Annotated in this window: 20 protein-coding genes; 10 read left to right on the top strand and 10 right to left on the bottom strand. The window is 71.5% G+C overall.

Going from position 1 to position 24,071, the window contains the following annotated elements; all coding sequences use genetic code 11:
- Positions 1 to 117 precede the first annotated feature (117 nt).
- Positions 118 to 954, bottom strand: a complete 837-nt coding sequence (locus tag ACIREI_RS43160) for a GntR family transcriptional regulator (protein WP_403345490.1) — start codon at positions 952 to 954, stop codon at positions 118 to 120.
- 154 nt (positions 955 to 1,108) lie between these two features.
- On the opposite strand from ACIREI_RS43160, the gene ACIREI_RS43155 reads away from it, so the two are divergent.
- Together ACIREI_RS43155 and ACIREI_RS43150 are read left to right on the top strand one after the other, a co-directional pair.
- Complete coding sequence (locus tag ACIREI_RS43155) at positions 1,109 to 1,960, top strand: (2Fe-2S)-binding protein (protein WP_403345488.1); 852 nt, start codon at positions 1,109 to 1,111, stop codon at positions 1,958 to 1,960.
- A 305-nt stretch (positions 1,961 to 2,265) separates the two neighbouring features.
- Complete coding sequence (locus tag ACIREI_RS43150; RefSeq protein ID WP_403345486.1) at positions 2,266 to 3,312, top strand: DUF2637 domain-containing protein; 1,047 nt, start codon at positions 2,266 to 2,268, stop codon at positions 3,310 to 3,312.
- Between the two features lie 95 nt (positions 3,313 to 3,407).
- On the opposite strand, the gene ACIREI_RS43145 is transcribed toward ACIREI_RS43150, so the two are convergent.
- On the bottom strand, positions 3,408 to 3,890 hold the full coding sequence (locus ACIREI_RS43145; protein WP_403345484.1) for an ATP-binding protein: 483 nt from the start codon (positions 3,888 to 3,890) through the stop codon (positions 3,408 to 3,410).
- A gap of 615 nt (positions 3,891 to 4,505) precedes the next feature.
- The gene (locus ACIREI_RS43140) at positions 4,506 to 5,123 is read right to left on the bottom strand and encodes a hypothetical protein (RefSeq protein WP_403345482.1); all 618 of its coding nucleotides are present in this window, start codon (positions 5,121 to 5,123) and stop codon (positions 4,506 to 4,508) included.
- Between the two features lie 254 nt (positions 5,124 to 5,377).
- On the opposite strand from ACIREI_RS43140, the gene ACIREI_RS43135 reads away from it, so the two are divergent.
- Complete coding sequence (locus ACIREI_RS43135; protein ID WP_403345480.1) at positions 5,378 to 6,622, top strand: helix-turn-helix domain-containing protein; 1,245 nt, start codon at positions 5,378 to 5,380, stop codon at positions 6,620 to 6,622.
- 35 nt (positions 6,623 to 6,657) lie between these two features.
- Here ACIREI_RS43135 and ACIREI_RS43130 read toward each other — a convergent pair whose 3' ends face one another.
- Positions 6,658 to 8,007, bottom strand: coding sequence for a protein phosphatase 2C domain-containing protein (locus ACIREI_RS43130; protein WP_403345478.1), 1,350 nt, complete (start codon positions 8,005 to 8,007; stop codon positions 6,658 to 6,660).
- A 576-nt stretch (positions 8,008 to 8,583) separates the two neighbouring features.
- On the opposite strand from ACIREI_RS43130, the gene ACIREI_RS43125 reads away from it, so the two are divergent.
- Together ACIREI_RS43125 and ACIREI_RS43120 are read left to right on the top strand one after the other, a co-directional pair.
- A complete protein-coding gene (locus ACIREI_RS43125) occupies positions 8,584 to 9,573 on the top strand; it encodes a helix-turn-helix transcriptional regulator (protein ID WP_403345476.1) in 990 nt (329 codons plus the stop codon).
- Positions 9,574 to 9,638: 65 nt separating this feature from the next.
- Positions 9,639 to 10,121, top strand: coding sequence for a DUF456 domain-containing protein (locus ACIREI_RS43120; protein WP_403345474.1), 483 nt, complete (start codon positions 9,639 to 9,641; stop codon positions 10,119 to 10,121).
- A gap of 27 nt (positions 10,122 to 10,148) precedes the next feature.
- On the opposite strand, the gene ACIREI_RS43115 is transcribed toward ACIREI_RS43120, so the two are convergent.
- From ACIREI_RS43115 to ACIREI_RS43090, 6 genes are all read right to left on the bottom strand, one after another.
- Positions 10,149 to 10,658 (bottom strand): methylated-DNA--[protein]-cysteine S-methyltransferase, encoded by a 510-nt coding sequence (locus ACIREI_RS43115; RefSeq protein ID WP_403345472.1) that lies wholly within the window; start codon positions 10,656 to 10,658, stop codon positions 10,149 to 10,151.
- Between the two features lie 2 nt (positions 10,659 to 10,660).
- A complete protein-coding gene (locus tag ACIREI_RS43110; RefSeq protein WP_403345470.1) occupies positions 10,661 to 12,109 on the bottom strand; it encodes a bifunctional transcriptional activator/DNA repair enzyme AdaA in 1,449 nt (482 codons plus the stop codon).
- A 63-nt stretch (positions 12,110 to 12,172) separates the two neighbouring features.
- On the bottom strand, positions 12,173 to 13,276 hold the full coding sequence (gene rsgA, locus ACIREI_RS43105) for a ribosome small subunit-dependent GTPase A (RefSeq protein WP_403345468.1): 1,104 nt from the start codon (positions 13,274 to 13,276) through the stop codon (positions 12,173 to 12,175).
- A gap of 243 nt (positions 13,277 to 13,519) precedes the next feature.
- Positions 13,520 to 15,001: a cellulose binding domain-containing protein gene (locus ACIREI_RS43100; RefSeq protein ID WP_403345466.1), complete on the bottom strand. Its 1,482-nt coding sequence runs from the start codon at positions 14,999 to 15,001 to the stop codon at positions 13,520 to 13,522.
- 188 nt (positions 15,002 to 15,189) lie between these two features.
- The gene (locus tag ACIREI_RS43095) at positions 15,190 to 16,545 is read right to left on the bottom strand and encodes a radical SAM protein (RefSeq protein ID WP_403345465.1); all 1,356 of its coding nucleotides are present in this window, start codon (positions 16,543 to 16,545) and stop codon (positions 15,190 to 15,192) included.
- A gap of 355 nt (positions 16,546 to 16,900) precedes the next feature.
- Positions 16,901 to 17,917, bottom strand: coding sequence for a hydroxyacid dehydrogenase (locus ACIREI_RS43090; protein WP_403345463.1), 1,017 nt, complete (start codon positions 17,915 to 17,917; stop codon positions 16,901 to 16,903).
- 109 nt (positions 17,918 to 18,026) lie between these two features.
- Here ACIREI_RS43090 and ACIREI_RS43085 point away from each other — a divergent pair, with 109 nt between their 5' ends.
- The 5 genes from ACIREI_RS43085 (at position 18,027) to ACIREI_RS43065 (ending at position 24,067) form a co-directional block, all read left to right on the top strand.
- Positions 18,027 to 19,280 (top strand): FAD-binding protein, encoded by a 1,254-nt coding sequence (locus ACIREI_RS43085; protein ID WP_403345462.1) that lies wholly within the window; start codon positions 18,027 to 18,029, stop codon positions 19,278 to 19,280.
- 123 nt (positions 19,281 to 19,403) lie between these two features.
- The gene (locus ACIREI_RS43080) at positions 19,404 to 20,660 is read left to right on the top strand and encodes an ROK family transcriptional regulator (RefSeq protein ID WP_403345460.1); all 1,257 of its coding nucleotides are present in this window, start codon (positions 19,404 to 19,406) and stop codon (positions 20,658 to 20,660) included.
- Between the two features lie 271 nt (positions 20,661 to 20,931).
- The gene (locus tag ACIREI_RS43075; protein ID WP_403345458.1) at positions 20,932 to 22,188 is read left to right on the top strand and encodes an ABC transporter substrate-binding protein; all 1,257 of its coding nucleotides are present in this window, start codon (positions 20,932 to 20,934) and stop codon (positions 22,186 to 22,188) included.
- Positions 22,189 to 22,208: 20 nt separating this feature from the next.
- Positions 22,209 to 23,174, top strand: coding sequence for a carbohydrate ABC transporter permease (locus ACIREI_RS43070; protein ID WP_403345457.1), 966 nt, complete (start codon positions 22,209 to 22,211; stop codon positions 23,172 to 23,174).
- Entirely contained in the window at positions 23,171 to 24,067 is an 897-nt protein-coding gene (locus ACIREI_RS43065; RefSeq protein ID WP_403345456.1) for a carbohydrate ABC transporter permease, read from the top strand. Before ACIREI_RS43070 ends, ACIREI_RS43065 begins: the two co-directional genes overlap by 4 nt.
- Positions 24,068 to 24,071: the final 4 nt, after the last annotated feature.

Here is a 24,071-nt window from a genome sequence, read left to right as displayed (position 1 = left end):
GAGGACGGACACCCCCCGGCACGGCCCCGACCCACAACACCACCCAAGGCGCTACGCGAACCCCCACCCCACAGCAACAGGCCGCCGCAGGCATCCCGGCCCCACCGGCAGACGCCACTACCCCCCGGAGTGCTCCCCCACCAACACCCGCACCACATCCAACTCCCCAGCGATCAACGCATCCAGCAGCGCCACATGCTCCGCCGCGTCGGCGACAAGGTCGGCCGCCCCCCGGCCGGACGGGAGGACTGCGCTCACCAGGGGCCACTGGGCGCGGCGGTGAAGGTCGTCGGCGATCTGGACGAGTTGTTCGTTGCCGCAGAGCGAGAGCACGGCCCGGTGGAAGGTGCGGTCGGTTTCCGCGTACGTGGCCCGACAGCCGGTCGACGCAGCCCGAACCGTCGCCTCCGCCAACGGCCGTAGTTCCGCCCAGCGTTCGGCGGGAACAGTACGCGCGAGCCGGAGCATTACCGGAACCTCGATCAGCGCACGGACCTCGGCCAGCTCGGCCAGCTCCCGGGCGCCACGTTCGACCACCCGGAACCCCCGGTTGGGCACGACCTCGACGGCCCCCTCCAACGCGAGCTGCTGCATGGCCTCCCGGACCGGCGTGGCGGAGACACCGAAGCGCTCGCCGAGCGCGGGAGCCGAGTACACCGCACCGGGAGTCAGCTCACCGACGACGAGCGCGGTACGCAGGGCGTCGAGGATCTGCCCCCGCACCGAGGCCCGCTGAACGACCGGCCGCGGGATCGGCTGCTCACTGTGAGTGTGCTCACCACGAGCCGCCGACACCGAGGCACCAGCACCCCGCACCCGGTCCACGCCCGCGCCACCCACGCCCACACCCACGTCCACCCCCGCAGCCCGCCCCTGCGGCGGCACCCGCGCCACCCCCGCCTCCGGGACCTGCGGAATCCCCGTACCCGCGGAGCCCTGCGCGCCCTGCTTCACGGGTCCTCCTCCGGACGTGTCAGTACTTGGGGCCATTACGGCGGGTTGTTACTCGCCCGTCAAGCACCATAGGCGCAGAACTCGACAGTTCAAACCGCAGCGATCTCGGGTAAGGTAAGCCTTACCTTCAAAGTCTCACGGATAGGCGGCCCCCATGTCCGTGCCCCCCATAGCCCTCGCGGACGCCTACACCCGTCTCACCAAGGCCTTCCCGGGACTCGACATCACCCAGCCACCCTCCGACGAGCAGCTCCCCAGCCACGACGGCTGGATCACCGCCGCCTCGCTCGCGGAGGGCGGCCCCGACCTCGACACGTTCCTGGCCTGGGACGACGCACAGGTACGACGCGACTACGGACAGCCCGCCCGCCCCGACGTCGTCGCCGGCTTCGGCCTGCACCGATACGCCTGGCCGGCCTGCCTGCTGATCACCGTGCCCTGGTTCCTGCTCCGCCGCGTCCCCCGCTTCCCCGTGACGCATGTCTCGTACGACCGCACGGCCCCCGGCCTCGCGACAGGCCGCCTGGCCGCCCGCCCCACCACCTTCGCCTGCCTGCCCGGCGACCCGGCGGCGACCCTGCCCGGCGCCAGGGTCGTCCCGGACGAGGAGGCGCTGCGCGCGGAGGTGCGGACCGCCGTGGCCGAGCACCTGGAACCCGTACTCACCGCCTTCGGACCACGCATGCGGCGACGCGGACGCGCACTGTGGGGCATGGTGACCGACGAGGTCGTCGAGGGCCTGTGGTACGTCGCCCACCTGCTCGGCGAAGGCGAGCAGGACCGGGCGCGACGCGAGCTGGAGCTGCTGCTGCCGGGCGCGACGCAGCCGTACGCCGGCTCGGCCGCCTTCCGTGAACTCACCGGACCGGACGGCGAGTCACTGCCCACCCGGGACCGAGTGAGCTGCTGCATGTTCTACACACTGCGCCCCGAGGACACCTGCCCCACCTGCCCGCGCACTTGCGACGCGGACCGCGCCACCAGGCTTCTGGCCGCAGCCAGTTGAGGCCCCCTCAGACAGGGCCGCACATCGCCGTACCGTAAGATCACCCGCGAGCAGGGCCCTCGTCACGGTTACAGGCGTTTCACAAATTCCTCACTCAGCACGGGAACTTTCCGTGGAACCACCCGTACGGGTAGTCTTGTTCGAACTCAACTCCCGCCCCTCAAGCGGCAGTTCGAGCAGAACGCCGCCCTGGGGCATCCCCTTGCACTTCCTTGGCGGCCTCTTGCCCCGAAACCCCCTGAGGGCCGTTGGGATTGGGCCACTATGGCGGGCGTTACGCCCTATCCCAATGCAAGGGACCCCAGATGAGATTGACCGAGATATCGCTGAACTGGCTGCTTCCGGGCGCCGTCCTGCTCCTGGGCCTGCTGGCGGCGATAGCGGTGCTTCGGCGCGGGAAGACCTCGGGGAAGGACGCAGGCGCGGACGACTCGTGGGAGCGCAGTGAGGAGCGCCGCAGGCGCAAGGAGGCCATATACGGCACCGCCTCCTATGTGCTGCTGTTCTGCTGCGCGGCCGTGGCCGCCGCGCTCTCCTTCCACGGCCTGGTCGGCTTCGGCGAACAGAACCTCGGCCTCCACAACGGCTGGCAGTACCTCGTGCCGTTCGGTCTGGACGGCGCCGCGATGTTCTGTTCCGTCCTCGCGGTGCGCGAGGCCAGCCACGGTGACGCGGCGCTCGGCTCCCGGATACTCGTGTGGACGTTCGCGGCCGCCGCGGCCTGGTTCAACTGGGTGCACGCGCCCAGGGGCATCGGCCACGACGGCGCCCCGCACTTCTTCGCCGGTATGTCCCTGTCCGCGGCCGTGCTGTTCGACCGGGCGCTGAAGCAGACCCGCCGGGCCGCCCTGCGCGAGCAGGGTCTGGTGCCCAGGCCCCTCCCGCAGATCCGGATCGTCCGCTGGCTGCGGGCTCCCCGTGAGACCTACAAGGCCTGGTCGCTGATGCTCCTGGAGGGCGTGCGCAGCCTGGACGAGGCGGTCGACGAGGTCCGTGAGGACAAGCGGCAGAAGGAGGAGGCCCGCCTGCGCCGCCGTGAGCAGCAGCGCATGGAGCGTGCCCAGCTGAAGGCCATCAGCCGGGGCCACCGCGGCTTCGTCGGCCGCGGCGGCGGACGGCAGGCGGAGCCCCCGGCGGCCCTGGAGCGCGCCTCGGCCCAAGTCTCCGCGGAGCCTGCCATATCCACGCCGGAGCAACTGCCTCCCGTGCGCACGCGTCCCTCACTGCAGCCCGTCCGCACCGGTTCTGATCCGGTGACCGTCGACCTCACCGCGGAGGACGACACCATGGCACTGCCGCGACTCGACTCCCTGGAGCGCAAGCTCAAGGATCTTGAGCAGCAGTTCGGCTGAGAACGCCTCTCATCGCCGGGAAGGGGCGCGACCCGAGGTCGGGTCGCGCCCCTTCCCGTTGTCATACGGCAGCCACCGTCATGGAGCACCCGTCGTCATACGGCGCCCGCGTCGAGTTCGAACCACACCGCCTTGCCCACGCCGTGCGACCGCACACCCCAGGCGTCCGCGAGGGACTGGACCAGGATCAGGCCTCTGCCGTTCGTACCGTCGTCGGCGTTCGGTACGCGCGGTCTTGGCCTGCGGGCCACGAAGTCCCGCACCTCCACTCTGAGTCCGCCCGGTCCCACGGTGGCCGTCAGGACCGCTTCACGGTCGGTGTGGACGAGCGCGTTGGTGACGAGCTCGCTGGTGAGCAGTTCGGCTATGTCCGATCGTCCGGGCCTGCCCCAGTGCCGTAGCAGCTCGCGCAGCGCCCTGCGTGCCTCCGGTACGGCCCGCAGGTCCGCCCTCCCGAGTCTGCGCCTGAGCTGAGGCGTCTGCGCGGGTTCCCCGGCGCTCGCGACCCTGTCCTCCACTGCCTTCACCGAGGAGGCCCCTACGGTGATGGGACCGCCTCCTCGTGCCTGCCTCTTCATGACCCCCGCCCGCGTGCCGATGTCGGTTCCCCTCCTGGCTCGAACACGTTCACGGGAACCATTTCCCAGTCGGACCGGCGGCAGTCATGTCGAATCGTCAACGACCAGGTGTTCGGCCACGGTTGCGGCAGCCCGTGCCGGTGCGGGAAACCCGGAACGTCACCTGCCGGCCGCCCGGAAGACACCCTGCGCGAGGACCGAACCATGTCGGCCACCGGCGGCGCTCCCGGCTTCCGGACCGGAGACGGGCTTGGGGATGGAGGAGGCGAGGCGGTTCGATCCGCTCCTGGAGAGGCGGCCGACCAGGGCAGTCCCGCACGACTGCGTGCCGAGTGCCCGGGAGGCGTACGGACCGCGAGGGATCGGCCCATCTACCGATCGCGCCCTGCGGATCCGGCCGTACCCGACGCGGACGTGCGGCTGTCGGAGCCCGGCGTCGAGGCGCTGTCGCAGCCGCTGCCCGCAGCCGGCGAAACTGGCCGGAACTCGCTGCCTCGGCTGCCCGTTGTGCGTCCCCGTTGTGGTGTGTCCCCGTTCCGGATGGTGCGGGGCCGCCCGCCCGACCCCCGTCCGGGAGGGCGGCCCCGCTGTGGCGGTGGTCCGGTGGTGAGTCGGTCAGTAGAGCTTGTCGACCGCGATGGTGGTCGTCTTCTTGAAGGCCTTCACCGGCGCGTCCGTGAAGTCGCCCATCTGCCCCCACGTCACGACGGTGACGGTGCCACCGTCCCGGCCGACGGAGAGGAGGTTGATGTCCATGGCGCCCCACGAGGCACGGGTGTGCACGCCGTGCACGCGGGCGCCCTCCTCGACCGGCAGGCTGCCGTAGCTCCTGTACTCGGCCTCGATCTCCGGGTCGGCGTCGCTGCGCAGGGCGCAGGACCGGATCTCCTTGTTCAGACGGGTGGCGAGGGCCTTGGCCTTGGCGTTGTCGCCGACGACGACGTTGAGCTGCTGGGCGCTGGTCTCGAGGTCGGTGCGGAAGGTGCGGTGGCGGGCGTCGTAGGCGAGCAGCGCGTCGCCGAGGCAGCCCTGCATCTCCTCCGGGACGCCGTCGGCGACCTTGTCCGCGGTCCAGGCGGAGGAGGGGTGCGGCGGGAGTTGGGACGCCGACAGGAACTTGGGCGCGGGCGTCTTCGTCGCGGCTCCGGCCGGGGCAGCGGTGAGTGCGGCGCCTGCGGCGAGGCCGGCGACGGCGAGTGCGGCGAGCACGCCGGCTCGGGTGCGCTTGGGCATGGGTGTCCCCCGTGGGTGAGATGAGATGCGTGAACGATCAGGAAGTCGGCCGTCACCGACGCCGGATGGTCCGTCCGGCCCCCCGGGCCCTGTCGGCCTGGTCGGTGCGACACCAGAAGCATCAGCCGTCACAGTCGGCGGGCGCAACCGCCGACGCCCGATCCGCGACGGTGGAACCATCCCAGCCCTTCTGACGTGCAGGTATATGGAGTGCCTGGGATGCCGTCCCGGGACGGGGAGGACGCGGGGGCACAGTGTCTGAAGCACAGGACGACGACGTCCAGGAGTTCGCGGCGTTACTCACGGGCCTGAAGGAACGCACCGACCGCAGCTACGGTCAGCTGGCCCGCCGCCTGAACATGAACACCTCCACGCTGCACCGCTACTGCGCGGGCGACGCGGTCCCCCTCGACTTCGCGCCCGTGGAACGCTTCGCCGCGCTGTGCGAGGCGACCCCGCAGGAGCGGCTGGAGCTGCACCGGCGGTGGATCCTGGCGGTGGCGGCACGACAGCGGGCACGGACGGCGCCTCCCCCGGCGGCGCCCGAAGAGCGGGCACCGGCCGAGCCGCCCCGCCACCCCTGGTACCGCCGCCGACGCCTCCTGGTCTCGGCGGCCGTGGCAACGGCACTCCTCGCCACGCTCGGCAGCCTCTCCGCCCTGCCGGACGACAACCAGCCCCGGGCGCGCGACTCCGTCCAGGGCGCCGGTCCGACCCGTACAGCCGACACGGGCACTGCACGCCCGAAGTCGACCAAGTCGGCGAGCCCCACCCCCACCACCGCGCCCCCCTCGGCCGGCGCGTCGAAGAAGCCCTCCGCCGAGCCCACCGAATCCGCCGCCGGGCCCTCGGAGAACGCCGACCGACAGCGGCCGCCGGTCGGCGTCCCCCTCACCTGGAGCGCCGACTCCCATGTCTGGCAGGGCGGCTGCGGCCACGACTACGTCATCGCCAAGCCCCCGGAGCAGGTGCCCCCGCCACCGACCCCGCAGGACGCCGGGATCTGGGCGGCGTCCCAGAACGCCGTGCACGGAGGGCAGACCATGGTGAAGATCGCCGTGCAGGGGCGGACGTCGACGGCCGTCGTCCTGGAGGCGCTCCGGGTGCGCGTCGTCGGCCGCTCGGCACCCGCCGAGGGCACCTCGTACGCCATGGACAACGGCTGCGGCGGCGCGCTGACGCCCCGTTACTTCGATGTCGACCTGGACAAGGACCGGCCCATCGCCCGCCCCGTCGACGGCAACGACACCGGCACCCCCATCCCGGCGATGAAGCTGCCGTACCGGGTGTCCGCCGAGGACCCGGAGGTGCTGCTGGTCGACGCGCGGACGGAGAGCTGCGACTGCGGCTGGTTCCTCGAACTGGACTGGTCCTCCCAGGGCCGTACCGGCACCATCCGCATCGACGACCACGGCCGCCCGTTCCGTACGACGAGCGTCAAGGGACTGCCGGGTTACGGGTACGACACCTCGGCCCGCAAGTGGGTGCCGAACACCTGAGCCGTACTACCGAAGCCGTACGTCCGAGGGCGGGGCTACGTCTCCCACACCCCGGCGGCCGTACGGTCGTCGGCGTACCCCTTGACCCGGACCTGGGTGTCGGCGAGGAAGGCGGCGAGGCCGGGCGGCTCGGGGCCGGACCAGCGTGTGGTCAGGTGGGCGGCGAGCTCGGGTTCGCCGCGCAGGGGGTCGGCGAGGCCGCCGGTGCACATCAGGAGCGTGTCTCCCGGGCGGGCCACCGACGCGCGGAAGCGGAAGGGTTCGCGAGGCGGCTCGGGGGCCGGGTCGTAGGGGCTCGGAGGTGTGGGGATGCCGAGGTCCATGGTGAGGCGGTCACCCTCGGGCGTCTCGGCCGGCAACGAGCCGAAGCCGACGACGGGTTCGCCGGTGGCATCGGTGACGTGGGGCTCTATGTCCTGCCACTCGCCGTCCCGCAGCCGGAAGAGTCCGCCCCCGCCGACGCCGAAGAACACACGGGTACGGCACGCGGGGTCGGCGGGGAGGAGGAGGCAGCGCAGGGTCGCCGCGTACTCCTCCGGTTCGACGCCCTGTTCGGCGGCGCTGGCGCGGAGCTTGCCGAGGCTGCGGTCGGTGAGGCGGTGCAGGCCGGACTTCAGGTCGCCGCGCCGTGCGGCCCTGATGTCCTCCGAGAGCCTCGCATGGCTGCGGCCGACGGCCCGGCCGATCCAGTGGCAGGCCTCGGCGGCGGCGCGATGGGCGTTGGGCGTGGCCCGGGCGCCGGTTGCCATCGCCACCAGGATCAGGGCGTGGTCTCCGGTGCCGAAGCGGGCGGTGAGGAGGGAGTCGCGGCGCGGTTCACCCCGGTATCGGGCGGAGTCCCCGCGCAGGGAGACGGCCCGGAGGGTGCAGGCGCCGTAGTGCGCACCGTCCAGGACGGTGTCGGCGACCAGGTCGTCGAGGTCGTCGGGGTCCGCGGCCGGGAGGGCGGTGGGTTCGGCGGCGTAGGTCGGCGGGCCGTTGCCGACGTAGTCGAGGGGCTCCGGGGAGTAGGCGGGGAGGTCCGCGCGGGTCGCGGTCCAGGGCTCGTCGTCACTCGCGGGCGTCGGGCGCTCCTCGGGCTCCGTGGGCTCCCTGGGCTCCTCCACGGTGAATCCCGGCGGCTTCGGCAGGCCCGCCGGGAAGGCCGACGGACCCGCCGCGGCATCCCCACCGGCCCTCGGCGGTAAGACGGTGGCGCCCGTCCCGGACACCCCGGCCCCCGCGCCCGCCCCCGACCGCTGGTTCACGGCCCCCGCCGCCGAGGCGAACCGGTCGTCCAGTGAGTCGGGCGCCGCTGTCGGGCCCGTGTCCTCGGTGGCGTCACCGTACAGCTGCCCCCACCAGTCGTCCTCGTGACCGGTGGGCCTTCCCCCCTGCTGACTCATGCCCCTAATTGTCCACCGCACGGGCCGGATGAAAACGGGGCATCCGGAAAATCCGACCCGGTGGACCGACACGAAAGGCGTTGTGGGAGTGAGGTGTTGAACAGCCTTGCGATACACCGGGCCGCGCGAGAGGCGACGTCGCCGGGCGGTCCCACCCCCCACGGGAGAACCGCCCGGCGACTGCCGGGTGACCCGGGCCCGGATCCCCTTCGCACGCGTCAACGCACGTCGTAGGCCCGGGTCACGATCTCGGTGACCGAAGCGTCGCTCGCGCCGGTCAGGACGGCCTCGAGTGCGGCCTGCTTCCCCGTCGTTCGGCTGTGGTTCGCGACCGCCGTCGTAGGAGTCCGTCCTCCGGCAACGTGTACCGCGGGAACGGCAGCAGTATGCCCGCGCCCGGGGCGGCGATCGCCGGCGGCCCAAGTGGGGCAAAGCGGGTGGTGGTTGATGCTGTGGTGGCGCCACCTTGGCAGAGTGACGGGTGGTGCGGCGATGATGTGACGAGGCGGTTTTACGCCGTGGCCGTTTTCCGCCACGGAACGGACACCGATGTTCTCCGGGGAGGGGCGCGGCCCGATGCTGGGAGTGATTGGTCTCGACGAGACGCATGAGTCGGCGTACCGGGCCCTGGTGTCCGTCGGCGCCGCCGACGTACCGGATCTCGCGCGACGGCTGACGCTCGGCGAGTACGACACGGAGCGCGCCCTGCGCCGGCTGGAGCGGCACGGACTCGCGGCGCAGTCCTCGGCGCGGCCCGGCCGCTGGGTCGCCGCGCCGCCCGGGGTGGCGCTGGGCGCGCTGCTCACCCAGCAGCGGCACGAGCTGGAGAAGGCGGAGCTGGCGGCCGCGATGCTCGCCGAGGAGTACCGGGCGGGCGCCGCCGAGCCCGCCGTGCACGATCTGGTCGAGGTGGTGATCGGCGCGGCCGCGGTCTCGCAGCGCTTCCTGCAGCTCCAGCTCGGGGCGAGCAACGAGGTGTGCGCGCTGGTCACCGGCAGTCCCGTCGCCGTCACCGGCGTGGAGAACGACGCGGAGGAGCAGGCCGCCGACCGGGACGTCCGTTACCGGGTGGTCCTGGAGCGCTCGGTCCTCGACCAGCCGCACGGCGTCACCGAGCTGTCCGCCGCCCTCGGCCGCGAGGAGCAGGTGCGGGTCGTGGACCAGGTGCCGACCAAGCTGGTGATCGCCGACCGGGCCCTGGCGCTCGTACCGCTCACCTCGCACACGTCGGAGCCGGCCGCCCTGGTCGTCCACGCGAGCGGGCTCCTGGAGCTGCTCTCCGGCCTGTTCGAGTCGGTGTGGCGGGAGGCGCTGCCGGTCCGTCTCGGCCCGTCCGGCGTCACCGAGGAGGAGCCGGACGGGCCCGACGACACCGACCTGGAGGTGCTGTCCCTGCTGCTGGCCGGTCTGACCGACGCGAGCGTGGCCAAGCAGCTGGATCTGGGCCTGCGGACCGTGCAGCGCCGGGTGAAGCGGCTGATGGAGCTGACCGGGGTGACGACCCGGCTGCAGCTGGGGTGGCACGCGTACGAGCGGGGCTGGGTGGCGCGGGAGCGGCACGGGTGACCGCGGCGCACCCCCGGCGACAAGGCTGATCTGCGCGTTCTCGTGAGCTCCGGCACTCTGGTCAGATGGGAGTGTCGGACCTCGTGCTGGTCGGACTGGTCCTCCTGCTCGGCCTCTGCGGAGTGCTGGTGCCCGGGGTGCCGGGGTCCTGGCTTGTGTGGGCCGCGGTCATGTGGTGGGCGCTGCAGGATCCCCAGCCGGTCGCGTGGTGGGTGCTCGTCGGGGCCACCGTCGCGCTGTTCCTCTCCCAGGTGGTGCGCTGGGCACTGCCGCCGCGCCGACTGCGTCCGAGCTGGGCCGGCCGTCACATGGCGGTGTACGCGGGAGCGGGGTCGTTCCTGGGCTTCCTCCTGCTGCCCGTGATCGGCGCGATCCCCGGCTTCATGGCCGGCATCTACCTCGAGGAACGGTTCCGCCTCGGCCGCCACGGCGAGGCGATGGCGGCACTGCGGACAGCGATGCGGTCGGGCGGGTCGAGTGTGCTGGCGGAGCTGTTCACGTGCCAGCTGATCGCGGGGGCGTGGGTGGGGGCCGTGATCTGGGGCTGACGCCCGCATGGCGGGAACGGAAGACCGCTAGAGCCTGCCCTCCAGCGTGAGCAGCCGCGTCTTGCGTTCGAGGCCGCCCGCGTACCCGGTCAGCGTGCCGTCGGCCCCGATCACGCGATGACAGGGGCGGACGACCAGCAACGGATTGGCGCCGATCGCGCCGCCGACGGCCCGTACGGCGGCGCGGGAGGCCCCGATCCGCGCCGCGATCTCGCCGTACGTCGTCGTGGACCCGTAGGGCACATCGTCGAGGGCGGCCCAGACCCGTTCCCGGAACTCGCTGGCCGCCGTGCGCAGCTCCAACTGGAACTCCTCGAGTTCACCCGCGAAGTAGGCGGCGAGCTGTTCCTCGGCCGCGCGGAAGAGCGCGGGGTCGCGGCGCCAGCCCTCCTGGACGGTACGGCCGCCCTTCTGACCCGGCACGGACAGGGAGGTCAGGGCGCCGGTCGCGGGGTCGGCGGTGAGGAGGAGCGGGCCGAGCGGACTGTCGAGCTCGGTCCAGTGGGTCGGGGCGAGGGTCTGGTTCAGGGTGGCCATGGTTACTCCAACTCCCCTGCTGCACGCAGGTGTTGCGAGGCGTAAGAGCGCCAAGGGCGCCAGCTGTCGGGGGCGTCGACGCCGGGCGGTACGACATCCGGGTCGCCGAGGGCCCGGGTACGGATGACGGCGACGGTACGGGCGTCCAGGCCGGGCAGGCCGAGCAGCGCGTGGTGGGCCTCGTCCCGGTCGGCGCCCGGGTCCAGCCGTACGGCACCGTCGGCGAGGGCGGCGGTGAGCGCGCCGAGGGGGCCGTCGGGCTCGGCCTCGGCGAGGACGGCCGTCTCGGGGAACAGGTGGGTGAGGCTGCCGCAGGGCGCGTCGAGCGCCTTGCCGTACCGCCGCACCAGCCGCTCGGCCTCCCCCGGCCCGACGAGCGCCCGCACCGCCAGTTCCTCGGCGTCGGCGGCACCGGGTGACCGGAGCCCCGGCCGGGCGGCGACCAGCGCGGCGAGCCGGGGGTCGGCGCCGAGCCGCTCGTCGACGGCGTACGGATCGGAGTCGAGGTCGAACAGGCGCCGCAGCCGCTGTACGGCCGTGGTCAGGTCGCGCGGGTCGGTGAGGTGGAGACGGGCGTCGAGCCAGCCGCCGCGGTGGGGGGTGGAGGCGGAGCCGGCCGAGGGGTCCGGTCCCCCGCCGCGGGCCGCGGACGCCGGCCTCCCGCCGCCGCCCGGCCGCTCCCGCACCGCCGCGATGGCGGTGCCGTGCGGCAGCCGGAGGCTGCGGCGGTACGTCCGGCGCCCGACCGGTCCGCCGATGTCCTCGACGCCGGGCACGGCCTCGCTCTCCAGCAGGTCGAAGACGAGGCCGGCCTGGTAAGGCCCCCGGTACGCGAGGCGGAGCGGTATCCCGGCCGACGGCGTGCCCGCGCGCCGGGCGCCGCGGCCGCCCCTGGGGGTGGCGGCGGCCCGCAGCTCGCTCGGCGTGAAGGCGTACACCTCCCGGATCGTGTCGTTGAACTGCCGCACGCTGGCGTGCCCGGACGCGAACGCGATCTCGGTGATCGGCAGCTCGGTGGTCTGCAGGAGCACCCGCGCGGTGTGCGCCCGCTGGGCCCGGGCCAGCGCGACCGGCCCGGCGCCGAGCTCGGCGGTGAGCTGCCGCTGGACCTGCCGCGCGCTGTATCCCAGCCGCGCGGCGAGCCCGGCGACGCCCTCCCGGTCGACGATGCCGTCGCCGATGAGCCGCATGGCCCGGCCGACGACATCGGCCCGCACGTTCCACTCGGCGGACCCCGGCACGGCATCCGGCCGGCACCGCCGGCAGGCCCGGAATCCCGAGCCCTGCGCGGCGGCGGCCGTCGCGAAGAACCGCACGTTGCGCCGCTTCGGCGTGACGGCCGGGCAGCTGGGGCGGCAATAGATGCCGGTGGTCTCGACGGCGAAGAAGAACTCGCCGTCGAACCGGGCGTCCCTGCTGCGGACCGCTTCGTACCTGGTGTCCTCGTCCATCACGCCCTCCAGTCTCCGCCACCGCGCGGGGCGCGGCTGGCGGAAATCGGACGTGACACCGCGCTACCGCATGCGGCCCCGCTTGGCCTCCATCGCGGCCCGCCCCTCGGCGCCCTTGCGCTTCCAGTCCTTGCGGATCTCGGCCCGGAGCCGCGCGTCGGTCTTGGCCACGATCCGCTGGTTCTCCCGCAGCAGCTTGCGGTAGCTCTCCAGCCGCCGCTCGGGCAGCTCACCGGCGTCGATGGCGTCGAGCACCGCGCACCCCGGCTCGCTCTCGTGCGCGCAGTCGTGGAAGCGGCACCGCTCGGCCAGCGCCTCGATCTCGGCGAAGACCTGCCCGACCCCGGTCCCGGCGTCCCAGAGGCCGACGCCCCGCAGCCCCGGTGTGTCGATCAGGACGCCGCCGCCCGGCAGGGCGAGGAGGTTGCGCGTGGTGGTCGTATGGCGGCCCTTGCCGTCGACGTCGCGGGCGGCCTGGACTTCCATCACGTCGTCGCCGAGCAGTGCGTTCGCGAGCGTCGACTTGCCCGCTCCGGACTGCCCGAGCAGCACGGACGTGCCCCCGCCCACGACCGCGGCGAGGACGTCGAGCCCCTCCCCCAGCGTCGCGCTGACGGTCAGCACCGGCACACCCGGCGCCGTCGTCTCCACGTCCTGGACGAGATACGAGAGCGTCACCGCGTCCGGCACGAGGTCGGCCTTGGTGAGGACCACGACCGGCTGGGCGCCCGACTCCCACGCCAGGGCGAGGAAGCGCTCGATACGGCCGAGGTCGAGCTCGACGGCCAGCGAGACGGCGACGATCGCGTGGTCGACGTTGGCGGCGAGGATCTGCCCCTCGGACCGCTTGGAGGAGGTGGAGCGCACGAAGGCCGTACGGCGGGGCAGGTACGTCCGTACATAGCGCGGATTCCCGGCGGGTTCGACGACGGCCCAGTCGCCCGTGCACACGACCCGCAACGGATCGTGCGGGGTGACGAACGCCGTGTCGGCCCGTACGACGCCCTCGGCGGTGACGATGTCGCACTGCCCGCGGTCGACCCGGATCACACGTCCGGGGAGGAAGCCCTCGGGCTCGTAAGGGGCGAACTCGTCCGCCCATGCCTCGTCCCAGCCGTAGGGAGCGAGCGCGGAGAAAACGGATGAAGCAGCGGAGCTGGAAGTCAAGGGTGACCCTTCACAGGGGCGGCCCCGGCCGTCGCGCGCACGGGCGCGGAAGGAGTGGGTGTGTCAGCCGGTGGCCACGGAGGTGGACTTGATGGATTCCTGAGTGCGAGCAGCGCTCGTCGCAAAGACAGCCATCGGTCGACACCTCCTCATTCACGTCCGCTCGACGGCGGCGGCCGACCGGCCACCGCCCTGATCCGCCGTCACTCTAGCCCGGCCCCACGAAGTCCCGTCAACCGGTTTTCACGCGCACTCGTGCCCGTTCAACGAGAAGTCGTACCCGGGCGAGTTCTTGCCCTCCCACGACGCCAGGAACCCGAAGGCCAGCTCGCCGTCGGCCGGAACCGTCTTGTTGTAGTCGGCGGCCTTGGCCGTGACCCGGGAGCCGTTCTGGGCGAAGCTCGCGTCCCACATCTGGCCGACCTTCTGGCCGTCGCGGAAGGACCAGGCGACGCGCCAGTTGTCGAGGGCCTGTTCGGTGGTGACGGTGACGGTGGCCTGGAAGCCGTCGGGCCATTCGTTGACGAGGTCGTACTCGACGCTGCAGGTCGCCGGTTCGCTCGCGGACGGGTCCGGGTCGTCCTCGCCGGCCGTGGCGGACGTGGTGCCCTGCGGTCCCGGGTCGGGGTCCTTCGGTCCGGGCGCGTCCTCGCCTTTCGTGTCGCTCTCCGACGGCTCCGGGGAGTTCGAGGAGGGCTGCGTGGCGGCCGTGACCGGCACGGAGAAGCCGGGGTCGGCGACCGGCTGGCGGTCGGACGGGTCGCCGCCCGCGATGTCGTCGCCGGTGGAGCCGGCGGGCATCATCGACACCGCGAGGGCGAGCACGGAGACGAGGACGGCGGCGACGAGGAGGCCGTTGCGTACGACGCGCGCCTTGTGCGCACCGGAGTTCGGCGGGCCGGCGTCCGCGTCCGCCGGGTCGGGGCGTCCGGAGCCGAGGCGCACCTCGGCGGCGCGGCGGCGCCGCTCCAGATAGGCAAGGCCGCCCCAGCCGATCACACCTCCGGCGAGGGCCCCGGGCAGTCCGCCGCCGTGCAGCCGCAGACAGGCGGCGGCCTCGGCGCACTGCACGCATGTGGCGAGGTGGCGGGAGAGGTCGTCCGGGGTGTCGGCGGCGGTCGAGCGGGTGACGGCGTCGAGGAGGCGGGCGTAGCTGCGGCACTGCGCGTCCATCGGCGTGTCGAGGTGGTTGCGGTGGCAGCGGTCCCTGAACAGGCCCCGGACCTGGGAGAGTTCCTCGGAGACGGCGGCCGGGTCGAGGCCGAGTCGGCGGGCCACCACGTGCAGCGGCAGCGCCTCCACCTCGGCCAGCCACAGCAGCGCCGCGTCCGGTTCCTGCATGTCACGCAGTCCGCGCAGCGCGATCGGGCGCTGCAGCGGGGGTCCGGTGTAGCGGGCGGCCTTGTCGGAGTTGAGCCACAGGCGCAGATCGGGGTCGAGCTTGTGGCCCTGCCCGCTCTCCTCCCAGGCGGCCGCCGTGGAGCGTACGGCGGTCAGCAGCAGGGGGATTCGGGGCAGGCGGGCCGGGCGGCGGCCCGCACTCCTGAAGGTCCCGGTCTGGCCCTCGCGGGCCTCGCGTATGCCGGTCGAAAACGCCTCGGTCGCCAGCTGTTTGGCGGCGGCGGAACCGGCCGTGCACAGGTCGGCGTACGACAGCACGGCGTCCCAGCACTCGGAGAACAGCGCGGCCTCGGTAGCGTCCTGGGGGGTCGGCAGGTCGGGCATGGGTCTCCTGCATCCACATGCGAGGTCAACTCGCCATATTGGCAGTGGAGTTGGGGGGAACCTCGCGGCAGGACATGAGCCTTTCACGCTTCCGACACAACTGACAAGCGCCGTGTTCAAATGTCATGACAGGCCGCGCGTCCGTACAACTCCAGCCACTTGTACGGACGCGGGCCCCTTCTGTCTCACTACACCGTCGTGGAATCCTCCGCGGTGGCGGGCTCCCCCGCCGTCGCGGAATCCTGCGCCGGCAGGCTGTCCATGAAGGAACTCACCGAGAACACCGCGCGGCCGGGGCCGGGCGGGCCGTAGCCGGGGGGCGAGGACAGGCCGAAGTCTTCCATCGTCTGGCGATAGGCCTGCAGCAGGCGGATGTGGTATTCCAGCGGCGCGCCCTGCGGGTTGGCCTTGCCGAGCGGGGTCGTCGGCTCGGGGCACCAGGTGGTGAAGCGGGGCGTGATGCCGTGCGACATGAAGAAGCGCAGGCCTTCGGTCGTCGACGCGATGGCCTCGTCGACCGTCGTGAAGCCGAAGGGCTCGGCCATCTCCACGCCCGCCACGAAGTTGGGGATGACGTTGCGCGCGCCGAACACCTCGGCCGAGTCCAGGATCCGCTTGTGCCACACGTCCCGGCCGACGTACCGCTCCTTGCCCGGGCAGTACATCTTGAACAGGTACTCGTCCCACACCTCGTAGTTGGGGTGGTAGATCTGCACGCCGTAGTCCTTGAAGCGCTGCACGTCGTCGCGCGGCAGCGCCTGGGCGACGACCTTGCCGATCCACCGGCCCGGGAAGCGCTCCTCGATGGCCTTGGCGTAGTGGCCGTAGAAGTCGGCCTCGTCACGGCCGGAGACGGTCTTGGTGATCGCGCCGCCGGTCAGCGTGTAGGCGGTGGAGGCCTTGGCGGTGTCGTACCGGTCGATGATCTCGAGGGCCTCCAGCACCTCCTCGACGTCCTTCACCCCCGTGTACGGGCGACCGGCCGCCTTGTGCTGGCGCCAGTTGTGGTTGATGTCGCAGTACTGGCACTCCTCCTTGGCGCCGAAGTACTGGCACACCCGGAAGACGGTCAGATAGATCAGGTAGCCCCACTGGATGGTCGGGGCGACCTCCATGACGGACTTCCCGTTGGCGAGCTTGTGGCGGTAGTACTCCGGCATCGGGGGCACCCCGACATCGGCGATGCGCTTGCCGTCGAGGTAGAGGCCGAGGATGCCCTCGTCGTCCGCGGCGACCCGGTACGGCGACGACGGGTTCACGCGCACCGACACGACGGTGCGCCGCAGGTCGTACGGGCCGCCGGTGAGGATGATCTCCTCCGGCGGGCGGCGCAGCGCGGCCTCGCCGAGCTCGGGGAGGGTGCCGTGGTCGAAGGAGAAGATGAAGTACGACTTCGGCTTCACCTCACCGGACTCGTTGTCGCTGAGGGCGGACGGGTCGAAAGCCACGCCACCTCGCAGCAGGTCCTCTTTGAAGACGGCTTCCCGCGGAACGTGCGGGAATCGCTCCATCAGATCCTCGACCAGTGCGGTGCGGCTGCCCATCCGTAATCTCCTCCCGGCTCAGGCGTACGACTCCTCACGGTATGCCCCTGCCCGGGAGGGAGCGGCGGCGGGGGCCCTTCGGGGCGGGTCGTGGCGAGCCGCGGGGTGATGGGGGGGCTTTTCTCGCCCCCGCCGCCCCTACCCGTCCCATCCTCAAGGGGCTCTGCCCCTTCGACCCCGCTCCCAGGGGGCTCCGCCCCCTGGACCCCCGCTCCTCAAACGCCGGAGGGGCTGAGATTTTCAGCCCGTCCGGCGTTTGAGGACGAGGCCCGAAGGGCCGACAGCGGGGGTCCGGGGGCGGCAGCCCCCGGGGACGGGACGGGTAGGGGCGGCGAGGGCGAAAACAACCCGGCCGTCACGCCATGCGTTCCAGTTCGGACTGGACGATCCCGTGAGCCAACGGCCGCCCCGCGCCAAGCCGCTCCGCCTCCTCCGCGACCGCGAGGCCCAGGCGGGCCGCCTCATTGCCCTGGGAGCCCGCGAGGTGCGGGGTGACGAAGGCGTTCGGCAGGTCGTACAGGGGTGAGTCGGCGGGCAGTGGCTCGGGCTCGGTGACGTCGAGGATCGCGGACAGGCGGCCGGTGCCCAGTTCGGCGATCAGCGCCTCGTGGTCGACCAGACCTCCGCGCGCGGTGTTGATCAGGACTGCCCCGTCGGGCATCAGGGCCAGCTCGCGCGGACCGATGAGGTGGCGGGTCTCCGGGGTTTCCGGGGCGTGCACCGTGACGATGTCGGACGTGCGCAGGAGGTCGTCCAGCGGCAGCAGCGGTACGCCGAGCGCGGCGGCGCCCGCCTCGTCGACGTACGGGTCGGTGAGGCTCGGGACCAGGTCGAAGGGGCGCAGCAGCTCGATCACCTTGCGGCCGATGCGCGACGCCCCGATGACGCCGACCCGGCGGCCGTGGTTGCCGATGCCGGGGACGAGCCCCCAGCCGGGGAAGGCGCGCTCGCCGCGCAGGCGGTCGCGGGCGGCGAAGAGGTCCTTGCCGGCGACCAGGATCATGGCGAGCGTGTACTCGGCGACCGGCACGGCGTTGGCGGCGGCCGCCGAGCTCACCGCGATGCCCCGCCGCCACAGCTCGGGCGTGGCGAGGCTCTTGACTGAGCCGGCCGAGTGCAGCACCGCGCGCAGCTTCGGCGCGGCGTCGAGCACGGCCGCGTCGAGGCGGGGGCAGCCCCAGCCGGTGACGAGGATCTCGGTGCGGGCGAGCGCGTCCTTCAGGCGCGGGTCGGTGAAGTCCTCGTGGTCCTCGGCCACCAGGGCGGGATCGATGTCCACCGACTCCCGCAGCCGTGCCAGCACCTCCGGCGGGAAGACCTGCGGCACGTTCTCGGCGGACATGGCGAACATGGCGTACGGCCGCTGGGTCAAGGACGTGGCCTCCGGCTCGGCGAAAGGGAGTGGGGAAAACGCTCTCTACCGTAGGCAGGCGCGAATGAGAGGGTCAACGCACAGGCACCCACCTCGAAGGACGGCAGGGATGACGGAGACGATCACCAACTGGGCGGGCAACATCACCTACACCGCCAAGGAGCTGCACCGGCCGTACTCGATCGACGCGCTCAGCGCCCTGGTGGCGGGGAGCGAGCGGGTGCGGGTGCTGGGCAGCGGGCACTCCTTCAACGGAATCGCCGAGCCGGGCCCCGAGGGCGTCCTGGTGTCGATCGCCGGTCTGCCGCCGGTGATCGACGTGGACCGCACGGCCCGTACGGTGCGCGTCTCGGGCGGCGTGCGGTACGCCGAGCTCGCCCGCGCGGTGCACGCGCGCGGGCTCGCGCTGCCCAACATGGCGTCCCTGCCGCACATCTCGGTGGCCGGTTCGGTCGCCACCGGCACGCACGGGTCGGGGGTCGGCAACGGCCCGCTGGCCGCGTCCGTGCGGGAGGTGGAGCTGGTCACGGCGGACGGGTCGGTGGTGACCGTCGGACGGGGCGATCCGCGGTTCGGCGGTGCCGTCACCTCGCTGGGCGCCCTCGGTGTCGTCACGTCGCTCACCCTCGCCCTGGAGCCGTCCTTCGACGTCGAGCAGCATGTCTTCACCGAACTGCCGCTGGACGGGCTGGACTTGGCGGCGTTCGAGACGGTGATGGCGGCGGCGTACAGCGTGAGCCTGTTCACCGACTGGCGCGAGCCGGGCTTCCGGCAGGTGTGGCTCAAGCGGCGCGCCGACCGGCCGTTGCCGGACTTCCCGTGGGCCGCGCCCGCCACCGAGAAGCTGCACCCGGTGCCGGGGATGCCCGCGGTCAACTGCACGGAGCAGTTCGGGGTGCCGGGGCCGTGGCATCAGCGGCTGCCACACTTCCGGGCGGAGTTCACACCGAGCAGCGGGGCGGAGTTGCAGTCGGAGTACCTGCTGCCGCGTGGGCACGCCCTCGACGCGCTGCACGCGCTCGACGCGATACGGCAGACGGTCGCTCCCGTGCTGCAGACCTGCGAGGTGCGCACGGTCGCCGCCGACGACCAGTGGCTCAGCCCCTCCTACGGACGGGACACGGTGGCGCTGCACTTCACCTGGATCGAGGACGGCGCGGCCGTGCTGCCGGTGGTGCGGCGGCTGGAGGAGGCGCTGGACGCCTTCGGTCCCCGGCCGCACTGGGGGAAGGTGTTCACGGTGCCGGGGCGGGCGCTGCGCGGGCGGTACCCGCGGCTGGGGGACTTCCGGGCGCTGGCGCGAGAACTGGACCCCGGTCGGAAATTCGCCAACGCCTTCGTGCAGGACATACTGGGTGACTGACTCCGGGGGACTTCGTAAACCCCCTTTCCTAACCCCTTGTCGAAAGGCGGCGCACGTCATAGCCTTGCGCCGCGCCGGTGCCGACGACGACCCGGCCTGAGCGAAGGGACGGGGGCGCCACCGGTGAAGCGCACATCACGCGACATCCGCACCGCGAACCGCTATGAGGTGCTGCGCCAGATCATCGCCGCGTCGCCCACCTCCCGACAGGAGCTGGCGGCCGCCACCGGCCTCAGTCTCGCCACGGTCGCCACCCTCGTGGGCGAGCTGCTCGACCTCCGCATGATCACGGAGGTCGGCTTCGAGGACTCGGCCGGCGGCCGCCCCCGCGGGCTCGTGGCCGTCCACGCGTCCGGCGGCGCGCTGATCGGCGTCGACATCGCGGAGACGTACGTACGGGTCGAGCTGTTCGATCTCGGGCTGAACGTCCTGGCCCGCGCCGACGAGGACATGCGCCCCGGCGAGAGCCGCCCCGAGCAGGTCGTCGGCCATGTCGCCGCGGCCGTCGGCTCGGTGGTCGCGCAGGCCGGTGTGGAGGGCGCACGAGTGCTGGGCGTCGGGGTGAGCGTGCCGGGACAGGTGGACCGGGCCACCGGCGTCGCCGAGTACGCCCCGAACTGGGACTGGCACGACGTGCCCCTGCTCGACCTGCTCGCCGAGCAGATCGCCTACCCGCTGTACATGGACAACCCGTTGCGGGCCTGCGCGGTGGCCGAGCTGTGGTTCGGTGCCGCGCGCGGCAGCGGGGACGCCGTGGTGGTCAACCTCGGGACCGGCGTGGGCGCCGGGCTCGTCCTCGGCGGGGGGCTGCACCGGGGCGTGAGCAACAGCGCCGGCGAGTGGGGCCATACGACGCTCGTGCTGGACGGGCGGCTGTGCCACTGCGGCAATCACGGCTGCGTCGAGACCTATGTGGGCGCGCCCGGGATCATGGTGAACCTGCGGGAGCTGGCCGCCGACAGCGCGCTGCTCCACCCCGAGGACCAGACGGCCACGATCGACGCGCTGGCCCGTGGGGTCGGCGCGCACGATCCGGTGGCGCTCAAGGTGGTCCGGGACACCGCCCGTTACCTGGGCGCCGGGATCGCCGACCTGGTGAACCTGTTCAACCCCGAAGTCGTCGTGCTCAGCAGCTGGGTCGCCGCCACCCTGGGCGAACCGCTGCTGCACGAGGTGCGCGAGGCCGTGGCCCGGCACGCGCTCCGGCGTCCGCTGGCCGCCACCCGGATCGTCCTCTCCGCCATCCCCACCGACCCGGTGTGTCTGGGCGCGGCGACGTTCGCACTCGAGGGTGCGTTGCAGTCGGCCCCGCAGAAGAGGGCGCAGCCCGCCGCGCAACGCGGCACACCCGTGAGGAGCCGTACCGTACCGCCTTCATGAGGGGCGTGATTCCCCCCTCCTGAAAGGACGTGATTCCCTCTTCCCGAAAGGGAGTTGCCGGTCGCTGGTGCGGCGTCCCGGAACCTCCTCACGTCCGGTATTCCGAACGTTGCACAACGCTTCGTGCAGACTTCGTCCAACCCCTTGCCGAAGCCTTAGTCGAAGGTTAACGTCCCGCACCGCAACCCCATTTGAGCCAACTGGCGCTGAGCCGCTCCAGCCACAGGCATGAGCACAGGGCCGCAGCCGTACTCGAGACAAGGACGTCAGCATGTCGGCATTGAGCAACACCAACTGGGACCGCCGAAACGTACTGCGGGCCGCGATGGGCCTGGCCGCCGCCGGGGGACTGGCCGCGTGCGGCGGCAACACCGGCCGGAGCAGCTCCGGCGACAGCCTCGTGCAGATGTTCCACGCGTACGGCGAGGCGGGCACCGAGCAGGCCATCAAGCGCTACGCGAAGGCGTACAAGGACGCCAACGTGACCACGCAGTGGATCACCAGTGCGGACTTCGAGAGCAAGCTCTTCTCGGCCTTGCTCACGAAGAACGCGCCGGACCTCTTCGAGTTCCACCCGCAGATCCAGATGGTGAAGAGCGGTCAGGTGGCGGACCTGACCGACATCATCGATCCGGTCAAGGACGACTTCAACCCGGCCGACATCAAGTCGCACACGGTCGACGGGAAGATATACGGCGTCCGGATGATCGACGACCCGCAGTTCTTCTTCTACCGCAAGTCGATGCTGGAGAAGGCCAAGGTCGAGGTGCCGACCACGCTCGACGAGCTGATGGAGGCCGCGGCCAAGCTCACCACCGGCAAGGTCAAGGGCCTGTACATGGGCAACGACCTGCACAGCGTCAACGACACGTTGATCTGGTCGGCCGGTGCCCAGCACCTCAACGAGAAGAACGAGATCGCCTACCACACGGACGGCGTCGTCGAGGGCCTGAAGAAGATGCGCCAGCTGTTCACCAGCGGCGACCTTCTCCTCGGCGCTCCGACCGAGTCCTGGGACCCCTCCTCGTTCAACCAGGGCCTGTGCGCCATCCAGTTCTGCGGCATGTGGGCGATGCCGGCGATCCAGGACGCGCTCGGCGACGACTGGGGGGTCTTCCCCTTCCCGAAGGTCACGGACTCCGGAAAGCCGTCGGTCTACAACGGCGGCTGGTCGATGTTCGTCAACGCCAAGAGCAAGAACGTCGACGCGGCCAAGGAGTACGTCAAGTGGCTGTGGATCGACCAGACCGAGTACCAGGAGGACTGGGCCACCTCCTACGGCTTCCACATTCCGCCGCGCACCTCGATCGCCCAGAAGGCCACCAAGCTCAAGTCGGGCAACGCCGCTGAGGGCGTCCGCCTCTTCAACGAGTTCGGGCACTTCGACAACATCGGCTGGACCCAGGCCATGCGCACCGCCTTCGAGGACGTCTTCGCCAACTCCGTCCGCAAGAACATGGACCCGGAGAAGGCGCTCGACAGGTGCGACACGGCCGTCAACCGCGAGCTCAAGAAGCTGTTCGGATAGGCCGCGGGACGGACCACGACATGTCGACGACCACCAAGCTCGACCTCGCGAGCCCCGCCACGGCGAAGGCCTCCTCGGCCAAGCCGCGGCGGGGTCTGCGGGGCAGCCCCACCTTCACCTTCTGGCTCTTCACCGGGCCGTTCCTGATCGGTCTGGCGATCTTCGTCTACGCGCCGATCCTCTGGAGCCTCTGGCTGAGCTTCTTCGAGGCCCGCTTCACCGTCACACCGGACAAGTTCGTCGGGTTCGACAACTACAAGTACATGCTGACGAACGACGACTTCGTCGGCTCGCTCGGCACCTTCACCGTCTTCGCCGCCTTCATCGTGCCCACCACCTGGGCGCTGTCGCTGGGTCTCGCCCTGCTGGTGAACCGGATGCGCTTCATGCGGGCGTTCTTCCGCTCGGTCTTCTTCCTGCCGACCGCGGTCAGCTATGTCGCCGCGGCGCTCATCTGGAAGATGTCCATCTTCAGCGGGGTCCGCTTCGGTCTGATGAACACGGTCCTCGGCTGGTTCGGGGTCGAGAACATCGCCTGGCTGATCGACCCCAACCCGCCCTGGTACTGGCTGGTCATCGTGACCGCCCGACTGTGGCTGCAGTCCGGCTTCTACATGATCCTGTTCATCGCGGCCCTGCAGAACATCCCGGACGAGCTGTACGAGGCCGCCGCCATCGACGGCGCCAAGTCGGGCTGGCAGACCTTCCGGTACATCACCCTGCCCCAGCTGCGTGCGACGTCCACCGCGGTGATCCTGCTGCTGCTAGTCGCCGCCTACCAGGCCTTCGACGAGTTCTTCAACCTGCTGTCGAAGACGACCTGGGGCCGCCCGCCGCTCGTCGAGCTGTACTACAAGGCCCTGGGCGAGAGCCAGGACTACGGCGCCGGCAGCGCGGGCGCGCTGATCCTGACCGTGCTGATCTGCGCCGTGACCCTGCTCCAGGGCAAGATCATGGGCTTCGGAAGGGGGGACGAGTCCAAGTGACCACCACCATGCCCAAGGTGCGGAAGTCCGCGCCGACGCCGGACACACCCAGCCGGGTCAGGCGCGGTGGCGGCGTGATGAGCTCCACCGGCCTCTACATCGCCACGGGCGTCGCCGCCTTCCTCTTCCTGATCCCGTTCTACATCCTCGTCCGCAACGCCCTCTCCACCGATGCCGAGATCACCGGAGAGAACTGGAAGTTCTTCCCCACGGACATCCAGTGGGGCAACATCGGCGAACTCTTCAGCGACGAGACGGTCCCCTTCGCCCAGTCACTGTGGAACTCGGCGGTCGTGGCCACCCTGCACACCGTCGGCGTCCTGCTGGTGTGCTCCCTCGCGGGCTACGGCCTGGCCCGCATCCCGTACAAGCACGCCAACAAGGTGTTCTACGCCGTCCTGGGAACCCTGATGGTCCCGACCGCGGTCACCTTCGTGCCGAGCTTCGTGCTGGTCTCCTCGCTCGGCTGGGTGGACACCTACCGCGGCCTCATCATCCCCGGCCTGTTCAGTGGTTTCACCTGCTTCCTCTTTCGGCAGTACTTCCTGGGATTCCCCAAGGAACTGGAGGAAGCTGCACGCATGGACGGACTGGGCTACTGGGGCGCGTACTGGCGCGTCGTCGTACCCAACTCGCTGAACTTCTTCGCGGCGATGGCGACCATCACCTTCATCGCCGGCTGGAACGCCTTCCTGTGGCCGCTGGTCATCGGCCAGGACCCGAGTTCGTGGACCGTCCAGGTCGCGCTCTCCAGCTACATGACCAACCAGACCGTCGTGTTCCATCTGATCTTCATGGCCACGGCCGTTTCCATCCTGCCCCTGGTGTTCGTGTTCCTCTTCCTCCAGCGCTGGCTGGTCCAGGGGATCGCGCAGACCGGCATCAAGGGCTGACGTT

Origin of the sequence: Streptomyces sp. NPDC093591 (assembly GCF_044764885.1) — a bacterium.
In the GTDB taxonomy this organism is placed as follows: Bacteria; Actinomycetota; Actinomycetes; order Streptomycetales; family Streptomycetaceae; genus Streptomyces.
Note: the sequence above shows the minus strand (reverse complement) of the source record. Positions and strands in the feature narration are given on the sequence as shown.